Annotated in this window: 9 protein-coding genes and 1 pseudogene; 1 reads left to right on the forward strand and 9 read right to left on the reverse strand. The window is 70.3% G+C overall.

Translation table 11 applies throughout. The features are described from left to right. Nucleotides 1–86 precede the first annotated feature (86 nt). Nucleotides 87–1,880 (reverse strand): phosphoenolpyruvate carboxykinase (GTP), encoded by a 1,794-nt coding sequence (locus tag HUA74_RS12300; RefSeq protein WP_141647128.1) that lies wholly within the window; start codon nucleotides 1,878–1,880, stop codon nucleotides 87–89. A gap of 260 nt (nucleotides 1,881–2,140) precedes the next feature. Between HUA74_RS12300 and HUA74_RS12305 the strand changes: the two are divergent. After that, a pseudogene (locus tag HUA74_RS12305) lies at nucleotides 2,141–3,952 on the forward strand (SLC13 family permease); the annotation flags it as partial. Here the strand turns inward: HUA74_RS12305 and HUA74_RS45560 are convergent. The 8 genes from HUA74_RS45560 to HUA74_RS12340 all read right to left on the reverse strand — a co-directional run bounded on the left by HUA74_RS45560 (nucleotide 3,953) and on the right by HUA74_RS12340 (nucleotide 11,854). Next, nucleotides 3,953–4,576, reverse strand: coding sequence for a tRNA-(ms[2]io[6]A)-hydroxylase (locus tag HUA74_RS45560; protein ID WP_254625021.1), 624 nt, complete (start codon nucleotides 4,574–4,576; stop codon nucleotides 3,953–3,955). Between the two features lie 42 nt (nucleotides 4,577–4,618). Further along, nucleotides 4,619–5,455 (reverse strand): GNAT family N-acetyltransferase, encoded by an 837-nt coding sequence (locus HUA74_RS12310; protein WP_174454700.1) that lies wholly within the window; start codon nucleotides 5,453–5,455, stop codon nucleotides 4,619–4,621. A 42-nt stretch (nucleotides 5,456–5,497) separates the two neighbouring features. Further along, nucleotides 5,498–6,124, reverse strand: coding sequence for an AgmX/PglI C-terminal domain-containing protein (locus tag HUA74_RS12315; RefSeq protein WP_174454701.1), 627 nt, complete (start codon nucleotides 6,122–6,124; stop codon nucleotides 5,498–5,500). Between the two features lie 63 nt (nucleotides 6,125–6,187). After that, the gene (locus HUA74_RS12320; RefSeq protein ID WP_174454702.1) at nucleotides 6,188–8,026 is read right to left on the reverse strand and encodes a patatin-like phospholipase family protein; all 1,839 of its coding nucleotides are present in this window, start codon (nucleotides 8,024–8,026) and stop codon (nucleotides 6,188–6,190) included. A gap of 189 nt (nucleotides 8,027–8,215) precedes the next feature. Then, a complete protein-coding gene (locus HUA74_RS12325) occupies nucleotides 8,216–9,160 on the reverse strand; it encodes a hypothetical protein (RefSeq protein ID WP_174454703.1) in 945 nt (314 codons plus the stop codon). Nucleotides 9,161–9,295: 135 nt separating this feature from the next. Continuing rightward, a complete protein-coding gene (gene gluQRS, locus HUA74_RS12330; protein WP_174454704.1) occupies nucleotides 9,296–10,243 on the reverse strand; it encodes a tRNA glutamyl-Q(34) synthetase GluQRS in 948 nt (315 codons plus the stop codon). After that, entirely contained in the window at nucleotides 10,240–11,451 is a 1,212-nt protein-coding gene (locus HUA74_RS12335; protein WP_217443416.1) for a PEGA domain-containing protein, read from the reverse strand. The genes gluQRS and HUA74_RS12335 overlap by 4 nt, the downstream gene beginning before the upstream one ends. A 103-nt stretch (nucleotides 11,452–11,554) precedes the next feature. Further along, nucleotides 11,555–11,854 (reverse strand): DUF378 domain-containing protein, encoded by a 300-nt coding sequence (locus HUA74_RS12340; RefSeq protein ID WP_174454705.1) that lies wholly within the window; start codon nucleotides 11,852–11,854, stop codon nucleotides 11,555–11,557. Between the last annotated feature and the right edge of the window lie 143 nt (nucleotides 11,855–11,997).

Below are 11,997 nucleotides of genomic sequence, written 5' to 3' on the forward strand. Positions count from 1 at the left end.
CGTGAAACGAGTCGGGGCCGCTCCCACCCAGTGAATGGGTCAGGAAGCGGCCCCGACGGGTGATTCAGGACGCTACAGGCGGGCGACTAGTTCTCCAGCCGCGAAATCAGCAGCTTGCGCTGGAGCGTCAGCGCCTCCGGGGCCTTGGTGCCCAGCTGCTCGAAGAAGACCTCCTGGCTCTTCAGCTCGGTCTTCCACTCGTCCTCCTTGATGGAGGTGGCCTCCGCGATGACGTCCGCGGGGACGTCCAGGCCCTTGAGGTTGAGGCCCTCGTCGGCGCGCGGCACCCAGCCCAGGAGCGTCTCCTTCGTGGGGACGCGGCCATGCACGCGGTTCACCACCCACTCCAGCACGCGCATGTTGTCGCCGAAGCCCGGCCACAGGAACTTGCCGTTCTTGTCCTGCCGGAACCAGTTCACCTGGAAGATCTTCGGCAGCTGGGGAATGGTCTTCTGCATGTCCAGCCAGTGCTGGAGGTAGTCGCCCATGTGGTAGCCGCAGAAGGGCAGCATGGCCATGGGGTCGCGGCGCACCACGCCCACCTTGCCGGTGGCCGCGGCCGTCGTCTCGCTGCCCATCGTCGCGCCCAGGAACACGCCGTGCGTCCAGTTGAAGGCCTGGATGACCAGCGGAACCGTGGTGGAGCGACGGCCGCCGAAGATGAGGGCGGAGATGGGCACGCCCGTCGGGTCATTGGCCTTGGGGCTCAGCGCCGGGTTGTTGGACATGGGCGCGGTGAAGCGGCTGTTGGGGTGCGCCGCCTTCTCCGGGCTGCCCTTCTTCCAGGGGCGACCCTGCCAGTCGGTGAGCTCCTCCGGGACTTCGCCGTCCTTGCCCTCCCACCACACGTCGCCGTCGGCCGTCAGGGCCACGTTCGTGAAGAGGGTGTCCTTGGAGATGGTCTCCATGGCGTTGGGGTTCGTCTTGTAGTTGGTGCCGGGGACGACGCCGAAATAGCCGGCCTCCGGGTTGATGGCGTACAGGCGGCCATCCGGGCCCGGGCGCATCCAGGCGATGTCGTCGCCGACCGTCTCCACCTTCCAGCCCTTGTACTCGGCGGGCGGAATCATCATCGCGAAGTTCGTCTTGCCACACGCGGACGGGAAGGCGGCGGCCACGTAGGTCGTCTCACCCTTGGGGCTCGTCACGCCGAGGATGAGCATGTGCTCGGCCAGCCACCCCTCCTCGCGGCCCAGGTAGCTGCCGATGCGCAGGGCGAGGCATTTCTTGCCCAGCAGCACGTTGCCGCCATAGCCCGAGCCGAAGCTCCAGATGGTGTTGTCCTGGGGGAAGTGACAGATGTAGCGGCGGTCCGGATTCACATCGCCGGTGCTGTGCAGGCCGCGGTTGAAGTCGTCGCTGTCGCCCAGCATGTCCAGGGCCTGCTTACCCATGCGCGCCATGATGCGCATGTTCAGCACCACGTAGACGCTGTCGGTCAGCTCCACGCCGATCTTCGTGAAGGGGCTGCCGATGGGGCCCATGGCATAGGGCACCACGTACATGGTGCGGCCCTTCATGCTGCCGGCGAAGTGCTGCTCCAGCTTCGTGTACGCCTCTTCCGGCTCCATCCAGTTGTTGGTGGGGCCCGCGTCCGTCTTGTTGGGCGTACAGATGAACGTGAGGTGCTCCACGCGCGCCACGTCGTTCGGGTTGGAGCGGTGCAGATAGCAGCCCGGCCGCTTCTCCTGGTTCAGCGGGATGAGGATGCCCTCCTGCACCGCCTGCTCCGTGAAGCGCTTCTTCTCGGCCTCGGAGCCGTCGCACCAGACGATGCTGTCCGGCTGGGTCATCTTGGCCATCTCGGCCACCCAGGCCAGCAGCGTGGGGTTCTTCGTGGGGGCCACAGAGGCCGCCGCCGCCACTTGCGTTGAAGCCATGGAAGTTTCCTTGTGTTGTCTCAAGAGAGGGGCTCCCTATCCTGGTGAAAAAGGGCGAGCACCCTACCAGCGGGAGAAAGGTCAAAACTTCTGGAAGGGGCGCCCAAAAGCAACTGGCGTCCGGCAGTCAACCGCCCCCCCAGGCGGGGCTCTACTAATTCCACTTATCAGCGGCCGGGCATCTAGTAGTTGACGGCGCGGTGCGGCAGGGACTCACCGTCCGCACCCGGAGGGTACAGGTTGGGGCCCCTCCGGGTTTTATGACCATCGCCATCGTCCTGGGCATCGTCGTCGTCGCGCTGGTGCTGTTCTCCATCGACACCATTCCTATCGAGGTCAGCTCGCTGGTGGTGGTGTGCTTGTTGGCGCTGACGGGAGTGCTGACGCCGGCGCAGGCGTTCGAGGGTTTCAGCAACGACACCGTCATCTTCATCTTCACGCTGCTGGCGATGACGCAGGGGCTCGCCTCCACGGGCGTGGTGCAGCTCGTCGGGCAGCGGCTGGCCTTCTTCGCGCGCTTCGGCCACCAGACCTTCGTCATGGCGATGATGACGGTGGTGGCGGTGTTCTCCTCCATCATCTCCAACACGGTGACGACGGCGGCGTTCCTGCCGGTGGCCATTGGCGCGGCGAACCGGGCCAAGGTGCCCAAGAGCAAGGTGCTGCTGCCGCTGGCGTACGCGTCGATGCTGGGCGGCATGGTGTTCCTCTACGGCACGTCCACCAACCTCGTGATGTCCGCGGCGTTGGAGCGCATGGGGATGCGCGGCATCGGCGTGGCGGAGCTGGCGCCGGTGGGCCTGCCGGTGGCCGTCATCGGCATCCTCGTCGTGGTGGTGCTGGGGCCCCTGCTGTTGCCCTCGCGCGAGGGCAAGGCCGGCGAGGAGGAATGGGTGCTGCGCGACTACCTCACGGAGGCGGTGTTGCCGGAGGGCTCGCGCTACATCGACAAGCCGCTGGCGGAAATCACCGAGGGCCTGGGGCTGCGCGTCATCGGCATCGTCCGGGACGGGCGCGCGGCGTCGGCCGAGCCCACGCAGTTGTTGCGTGGCGACGAGCGGCTGCTGGTGGAGGGCAGTCGCGAGGACATCCTCCGGGTGAAGGACCTGCGGGGCATCGAAATCCGTCCGGACCTGCGGCTGGCGGATGAGGACCAGCTCGACAAGGACACCGCGCTGGTGGAGGCCACGGTGCCGCCGGGCAGCGCGCTGGTGGGCCGGAGCTTGAGGGAGTCGCTCTTCGTGGAGCGCTACGGGCTGGTGGCGCTGGCGCTGCACCGTCACCCGAGCATCCAGCGCGTCACCAAGCTCCAACTGCTGGGTCGCATCTTCGGCGAGCGGCGCATGTCGCTGCTGCCCCTGGCGGTGGGGGACGTGCTGCTCCTGCGCGGGCCCCGGCAGAAGGTGTCGGAGCTGGCGGAAGGGGGCCAGTTGGTGGTGCTTGGGGGCCATGACTACCAACCGCCGCGCTATGGCAAGGCGCTGCTCGCGGTGGTGCTCTTCCTGAGCGCGCTGGCCGCGGGCTCGCTGGATATCGTCCCGCTGTCGGTGGCGGGGCTCACCGGCATGCTGGCGATGATTGCCACCCGCTGCGTGGACGCGCGCAACGCCTTCCGCGTGGACTGGCGCGTGGTGTTGCTCATCGGGTCGATGATGGCGCTGGGGCTCGCCATGGAGGTGAGCGGCGCGGGGAAGTACCTGGGGCGGCACGTGGCGGAGCTGGGCGACTTCGGCGGGCCCCGCACGGTGCTGGTGGCGCTGATGCTGCTCACCATCCTCCTGTCCGCGCCCATGTCCAACCAGGCCGCGGCGCTGGTGGTGTTGCCAGTGGCCCTCAACGCGGCCACCCAGCTGGGCGTGGACGTGCGCCCCTTCGCCATGGGCGTGACGCTGGCGGCCAGTTGCTCGTTCATCACCCCGCTGGAGCCCAGCTGCGTGCTCGTCTACGGGCCGGGGCACTACCGCTTCACGGACTTCTTCCGGCTGGGCACGCCGCTCACCGCGCTCTTGCTCTGCGTGCTGACGGTGGCGGTGCCGTGGGTGTGGCCGTTCGAGGGGAAGGCCGCGAAGGCGTCAATGGATGGCGGCGCGAAGGCCGACCTCGTCCAATACGCGCGCTTCGTGGCCGAGCATCCACTCCAGTCGCTCGCGCACGGCGGCCTCGTTGCCTCCGTTGGCGGTGACCGCCAGACGGAAGAAGAGCGACTGGTGCCCGTCCTCGGACTGGGCCAGCTCTCCGTAGAAGCGGGCGAGCGCCGGGTCCGTGAGCCCTTCGGCGAGCAGTGACAGCCGCTCGCAGGAGCGCGCCTCGATGACGGCGGCGACGAGCAGCCTGTCCAACCTGCGCTCCAGGGCGGGCGTGCGCACCAGCTTCTGGAGGCCCTGGGCGTAGGGGTCTCCCGCGTCCTTGGTGAGCGTCAGCCCCCGCGCTTCCATCAAGTCCAGCACGCGGGCCAGGTGCGCGCTCTCCTCGCGCGCCAGCCGAGCCATCTGCGCCGGCAGGCCCGGCAGGTCCGGGTACGCCTGGAGCATGGAGAGGGCGTTGGCCGCGGCCTTCTTCTCGCAGTGGGCGTGGTCCACCAGCACCGCGTCGAAGTGCTCGAGCGCCAGCGGCAGCCAGCGGGGGTCCGTGGCGCGGTGGAGGATGACGGGGCCCTCTCCAGAGAGGGGACGGCGGGAAGGCGTGGGACGGCTCATGGAGGGCGCGGACCGTACCGCATCCGTACCTGGGGCCGCGAGCTACTCCACCAGCACCAGGCGCCACGTGCGGCCGGCCAGGTAGCCGACCTTGCGGGCGATGCGCGCGGTGCTCTCGTCGCGCTCGTCGATTCGCATCGTCAGCCGGGGCAGCGAGGACAGCAGGTGCCGGGAAATCTGTCCCAGGCACAGCGTCGCGTGGCCCTTCTTGCGCTCGGCGGGCACGGTGTACAGGCCCTCCAGCTCCGCGCCGTACTGGGAGCGGCTGCCGATGTCGACCTTGAGCACCAGCGCGTTGTTCTCCTCCAGTACGTACGTGCGGCGCTGGCGCACGCGCTGCTCGACGCGCGCCTCGTAGCCGCTCGGGTCCTCCGACAGCGGGTCTCTCTCCAGCGCCTCGCGCACGTAGCCCTGCGCGAGGGGGAGCAGGCGGGGCAGGTCCTCTTCGCGGGCCAGCCTCAAGAGGGGATTGGTGAAGGGCCCCAGGTCATCCGCGGACACGGAGAACAACCGCTGGGTGCGAGACAGCCTTGGCTTGCCGGGGGACAGGCTGCGCAGGAGCGCGTCCACGGCGGACTTGTCTCCCACGGTGGCCCGCAGGCGCAGCGAGGAGGCCAACGCGTCCGCGATGACGCTGGTGGCGCCCGCGTCGCTGGCGCTGGGGACGACGAGGCCCCCTTCACCCCCCACGAAGACCGCGGCGGTGAGCGCCTGGTTGTCGAAGCGGCCGTAGAAGGCGAAGGGGATGCGGCCCCGCGCGGCGATGCCGAACTCCTCCAGCAACCCCAGCAGGTAGAGGTTGTGGACCGGGTCCTTCGAAAGCAGCGCCCGCAGGGCGTCCGCGTCCTGGGGGCCAAGCTGTTCGACGGAGACGGGCATTGAGGGGCGTGAGGGCCTCGGGACCATACGCAAAACCGGGGCTCACGGGCCAGCCTCCATGGGTACGCGGAATTCGAAGGGATACACCACCGTCGCTTTTCCACCCCGGGAAGGGGTGGGGAACCCGATGTCCAGGAGTGAATCCACGACGCACGCCTGCACCATCGGGTCCGGAATGGTGCTCACCAGCAGCTCGCCCCCCCTCATCTCCCCGGTGCCCCCACCCCGGGCCTCCACGATGAAGCGCAGCTTCACGGCCTGTGGGCCCCGGTTCCGCTGTGCGGAATCCTCGAAACATTGCTGCACGAGCGGAGTGACGGCCTTGATGGCGGCCTCGATGTCCTCCGGGCGGAGGTCACCGTCGACGGACTCGATGACGGGCTCGGTGGTGATGACGCGGCGCAGGTCCGGCTGGTCGGGGCCGGGGAGGACGGGCACGGCGGACTGAGGGGAGGGGAAGGCGGGGGGCGGCACCACCGGGGGCGGCCGGCGCGCGGGCGGAGTGGGCTCCGGGCGGACGGGGGCCTCGACGGGCGGGGGGGGCTCGTCCGGAGGCGGTGCGTCACCGGGCTGGGTGAGCCAGAAGGCCACGGCGGCCAGGAGGACGAGGATGCCCAGGCAGACCAGGGGGAGGACGACCCAGCGGGTGGCGGAACGCTGTTGGGACATACACGCTCTTGGGGTGCGGGAAGGGCGGGGGAGGATATGCCGGGGGTCGACGCCCGTGGGCGCTCAGTCGCAGGAGCGCTGGTCGGGCTTGCCGTCCGTGCATTGGCCCACGGGGGCGAAGCGGGACTCGGCCTCCGCGACGACTTCGTCCACGGGCCGGGCGCACTCGGCCTCCGCGAGCGTGCCGCGAATCTCGAACAGGCGCAGCACCTCCGCGCACCGCTGCTGGAAGGTCTTCACCCCGTCCTTGAAGAGCGGACGCATCACCCGCGGCGAGAAGGCATAGCCGCTCGCCGTCGCCAGCGACGACTCCGGACGGAACATCCACGAGGAGCGCCAGCTCGACGCCACCTGCTCGAAGCGCGCCGGCCCCATCCACATGCTCGTGGCGGCCTGGAGTGAGCGTGGCTCCGTTGGCACGAAGCCCGTGCCCGTGCGACGGCAGTAGGTGGGCACCGCGGTGGAGTCCTCCACGTTCGCCAGCCGCAGCGTGCAGACGTTGTACTCCGCGAAGCGCCGGCCCACGGCGGCCAGCTCCGCCTGCTGCACCTCGCCCACGCGCGGCTGCGCGACGAACAGGTCGATGGTCCGCAGCAGCGTGCTCACCGCGTTCTCCGGCGGAGGCTCGGGCGTCGGCTCCAGGCCGCCCGTCGAGACGACGAGCACCCGCTCCGCGCCGCGCTGCACGGCCTGGAGCAGCGGCAGCCCCGAGCGCACTCCGCCGTCCAGGAACGTGCCCTGGTAGCGCCCCGAGCGCGAGGGAATCCACGGCACCGGCTCCGCGAGCACCGGCTCGACGATGGACGCCACCACCGCGTTGATGAGGCCGTCCACGCGCTGCGCGTCCGTCGCCGTCGGCGGGAAGTCCGCCGGGTCCTGGTCGCTGATGCCGAAGACATCCCCGGTGTTGAAGTCCACCGAGACGGCCACCAACTCCGTGCCGTTGGTGAGCTGCGCGGGGATGACGGCGGCGCGCAGCTTGTCCTGCACCCCGTCGAAGCGGACCAGCCCCTTCAGGTCCGAGGCAATCTTCCAAATCCACGTCGAGTTGACGCAGTAGAGGTCCGACTCCACCGAGCACGTGTAGTTGCCGAGGAGCATGTCCCGCGCCTTCTGTTCCTGGCCGGGCGTGTGGAACAGGTCCACCATCGTGCCGATGAGCGCGCCGGTGCTGGTGCCCGCCGCCAGGTCGATGCGCGCGTCACCGCACCCCTCGGGCTCGGGCTTGCCCCGGCACTGCTCCATCACCCCGAGCAGCCGCCACATGATGCCGGCGCTGAAGGCCCCATTGGCTCCGCCGCCGCTGAGCACCACCGCGTTGGATGGACGCCCGAGCTTGCGACTCCAGCGGCGGGCGCTCACGTACTGGGCGGCGGACTCGGCGCCTTCACGCAGGCCCTGCTTGAGCAGGAAGGGATTCATTGGGTCCTGGAGCGAGTCGCCCAGCGCGGCCAGCGACGCGGCGATGCCCATCGCGTTGCCGATGAAGCGCTGCGCGTCGACCTCGGCGGCCGTGGGACGGGTCGGGTCCACCGTGCCCGGCATCGCCGGCAGGCCCCACACTCCTCCCGCCACCGTCTTCTTCAAGAAGGTGTCGTAACAGGAGGAGTTGCTGCCTCCCGCATTCGCGCGCAGACACTCCACCTGCTCCGCGATGACCTCGGACGCGCCGCCCAGGGCGGACATCCACTTCGCTGCTTCCGCCGGGTCCGCGTAGGCGTCCACCAGGTGCGAGCGCGTCAGGCGCCCCACGCGCTCCCGGAGGGACACGGGCAGCGGCGGCGTCTTGGGCTCCGAGGGTGCGTTGAGCTCCTCGAGGATGTAGCCGGTTCGCAGGAAACAGCCGCTCGACAGGGCGGCCATCGCCGCGAGGCACAGCAGGTACGTGCTACTTCGGTTCACGAGGTCCCCCGTCAAGGAGCGCATGGCGGGGGCCCGGGAAGCGGACGGCGGGGCACCCCTTCGTCACATCGCGAAGGGGACGTTAGCGCATGCGGCCCACGCGGGAGGGGCGACAAACGAAAGGCCCACCCCTGGGGAGAGGTGGGCCCGCTGCTCCTGGACTTCATGGCCCGGGAGAGGGCGAGGGCCCTACGGGTACACCTCGCGGCGAGTCGTCGTGGTGCGCGGCGTGGGGGAGATGGCCCCTTCCGCGTGGACGCGCTGGCGCTTGCTCACCCCCAGCCCCGCGCCGAGCACCGAGGCGACGAGCCCCAGGAGCAGCGCGCCGAAGACGCCCCAGAAGGCGCGCCCCGTCTTGTCGGCGGCCTGGAGCGCGCCCTGCTGCACCTGCTCACCCACCTGCCCCACCTTCGCCTTGGCGCCGTCAATCTGCACCTGGACGCGGTTGGCGACGTCCTCTGAGTCCTGCCGCGACAGCCGCGTGTTCTCCGCGATGGAGGTGACGAGCAGCTCGCGGTCCACGTTCCCCGTGCGCACCGCGGTGGTGACGATGTCCTTGGTGGCCGCCTCGAGCTGATTGGCGGTGATGGTCGGCTTGCCCTCGGCCTTGAGCCGCTCGTTCACCGGACCGAGCGCGTCGTTGGCATCCAGGCCGAACGCCTGGGCCGCGTTCCCACCCTGGGAGGCCGCGCCCGCCACGGCCGCGCCGGTGGCGCCCACGACTCCCGTGGTGGCCTTGAACGCCGTGCCGACGACGGTGGACACGACCATGCCCATGAGGACGACGCCGGCAATCGTCGTCAGGCCCCACATCACCGCGCCGTGCATCGCGCCGCCGGCCTTGTCCACCACGCCCGCGGTCCGCGCGGCCAGGAAGCCGCCGATGAAGAGGGCGATGAGCGGCGCGATGAGGCCCCAGATGCCGGTGCCGATGCCCGCGGAGCGCGCGCTGTCGGGGTTGCTCGGGTCCACGGAGGACAGGCCGAGCGCGAGGCCCAGCGAGTACAAGAGGATGAGCACGCCGAGCGCGACGACGGTGCCGCCGAGAATGGCGCCCCAGCTCAACTTGAAAGGCGTTCCCGCGCTGGCGCCGATGACGCCAGGTTTCTCGTTCTCCACGATGGTGGTTGCCATGGGCCGGGCCTCCTGCCGCGGTGAGCACCCAAGGGATGGGCGTGCTCGGGTCCGCGGCAAACATGGGCATCGTCGGGCAACGGACGATTCCTCACCCCAAGGACGCCCCCTCGGTGGGAGGGGGACGGCGAAGGCTCACCGCAGGCCGAGTGCCTCGATGAGCATCGCCTCGCGCGCCACCACGGGCGAGCGGGGAAGGGCTTCCAGCGAGAAGGCGCGCACCAGCGCGTCGAGTGTCCTGGGACTCCCATCGCCCAGGCCACTCCATGCGGCGAGCAGGCCGAGCACCCGCTCGGGAGCAAGTCCTCGCTCGCGCAGCTCCGCGAGCGCGAAGGCACCCTCGCGCTTGGCGAGGCGCTTGCCGTCCTCTCCATTCACGAGCGGGACGTGGAGGAAGTCGGGCGCCTGCTCACCCAGTGCCGTGTAGAGCTGGAGCTGGCGGGGCGTGGACGACAGCAGGTCATCGCCGCGCAACACGTGGGTGATGTTGGTGGCGGCATCGTCCACAACGACGGCGAGCTGGTAGCTGGCGACCCCGTCATTGCGGCGCACCACGAAGTCGCCCACCACCGCGTCCACGTCCTGCGAGTAGGGCCCCATGAGCGCGTCGACGAAGCGCACCTCTCCAGGCCGCGCGCGGAAGCGCCAGGCTGGGGCTCGCGTCTTCGCGCGCTCGGCCCGCTGGTCGACGGTGAGGTGGGCGCAGGTGCCGGGGTAGCGGGGGCCTTCCTCGGACAGGCCGTGGGGCGCGCTGGCGGCGCGAGCAATCTCGCCCCGGGTACAGAAGCACGGATAGACGAGGCCCTCTTTCTCCAGCGTGGCGAGCGCCTCGCGATAGATGTCATCGCGCTGACTCTGGACCAGGGGTGTCTCGTCCCAGTCGAGGCCGAGCCAGCGCAGGTCCGCCATCAAGTCCTCGACGTACTGGGGCTTGCAGCGCGCGCGGTCCAGGTCCTCGATGCGCAAGAGGAAGCGGCCCCCGGCGGCGCGAGCCTGGAGCCAGCCGAGCAGCGCGCTGCGGATGTTGCCCAGGTGCATGCGCCCGGTGGGGCTGGGGGCGAAGCGCCCGCGAAAGCCGCTCATGGCCGGACCAGCGGTCTGCGGATGGGGTCCACGGGCTTCCGGGTGGGCGCCGTGGGCTTCACCGGGTTCGACAAGGGGACGGCGTACACGCTCTGTGCGGCGCGAGTGACGCGCGAGGCACCCGGCGTGGGCGACAGGGGCGGTGCTTCGGTGAGCCCCGCCTCCACACCTCGCGAGGCCAACTGGGCCGCGAGCGCGCGCAGGGGCTCACCAGCGTCGAGCAGCTCCAGGTCCATCGTGAGGCGAGGCAGCCTGCGCGGCGCCGCGTCCCCAGGCGCGAACACGAAGGCATCGAGCGCGAGCCCGGTGTCGGAGCGAGACAGGGTGCCGAACACGACGAGGTCCGCGCTCGCCTCGCGTCCCAGCGTCGATGCGGCCTGGAGCGCGGAGGTATCGAGCCGATTGCCCGAGAGGGCGAGGGCCAGCGCGGCCGTGGCGCCGGTGCCGGTCGGTTGAATCGTGAAGGTGACTTCGCGCTCGGGGAGGGCCTCCACGACGCCGCCCACGGGCTCACCGGAGGGAAGGGTGGCGCGCCACAGGTGCGCACCGGGAGGCACCTGCGTGACACGAACGGGCGTGGTGCCCGCGGAGGACCCATCGAGCGTGACCTCGAGGCCCTGGGGAAACGACTCGAAGCGGAGGACGCCGCGAGGTTGGGTGGCATGGGCCGCGCGGACGCGCTCGACGGTGTGGGCGAAGAGGGGCGAGGTGGCGGCGAGGGGCAGCGGACGACCTGGAGCGATTGCCAGCGCGTGGGTGAGGGCGCTCGCGGCGTCGTCATCGCGACCGATGGCGTAGCGCACGGCGGCGCGCAGGGCATACGTGTCCGCGAGCTCGGCGCCGTCCTGGAGGTGGGTGGCATTCGCGGCGTAGGCGTCCAGGGCGCGTCCGAGGGCGGTCTCCGCGCGGGTGAAGTCGCGGGCCGCGCGCGCGGTGGTGGCCTCCTGCACGGCGGCCTGGGCGGCGGCGAGCGCGTCCGTCTTCACGTCGGTGGGAGACGGCACGGGAGGCTCCGCGAGGGCGAGCCCCGCCATGCCGTGGATTTCCGAGGCCAGTCGCGCGGCGAGTCGAGGACCTGCGCGCGCGGGCACGTCTCCGGAGACAGCCTGGAAGGGCAACACGGCCACCTTCGTCCGAGGCGCGCGTCGTGGCGCGGCGATGGAAGAGGCACCCAGGAGGAGGCAGAGCAGGAGCGCGAGTCGCGTCATGGTCGGAGCGGGGAGGAGCCGACCGAATTCCTAGCACGGAGCCGCGTGCCGCGCTCCGCCCGGCCGATGTTCGGGCCGGGGGCTTCGTCTTGCCGCGATGATGTCAGGTCCTTCCGCTCATGGTCCTCCTGCCTGTCAGCGTGGTCGTCGTGGTGGTCGTGGTCGCCTCCATGCGACGCCATGGGAAGGTGAGCGCGAGCGCAAGGCCCGCCAGCCCCACGATGCAGTAGATGAGGCGCGAGAGGGCGCTCGCCTGCCCCTGCGTGTCGCCACCGAAGATGGCGTTCACGAGGTTCCAGTTGAAGAAGCCAATCAGGCCCCAGTTGATGGCGCCAATGATGGCGAGCACGGCCATCACCTTGGCGAGCACTGACTTCAGTCGGTCTGCTTCCAGTCGTTCCATGGCCTGTCTCCTCGTGTTGTCGAGAGTGTGAGCCGAAGGTGCTCGGTGCCTCTCATCGAGGGCGGGGACCGTCGGTATCCCTCGGTCTTCAATCTATGGAGCACCTGGAGCGCTCGACGCGATGGCCCGGCCGCCCTCGTGGT

Source organism: Myxococcus sp. CA051A, assembly GCF_013336705.1.
GTDB lineage: Bacteria > Myxococcota > Myxococcia > Myxococcales > Myxococcaceae > Myxococcus > Myxococcus llanfairpwllgwyngyllgogerychwyrndrobwllllantysiliogogogochensis.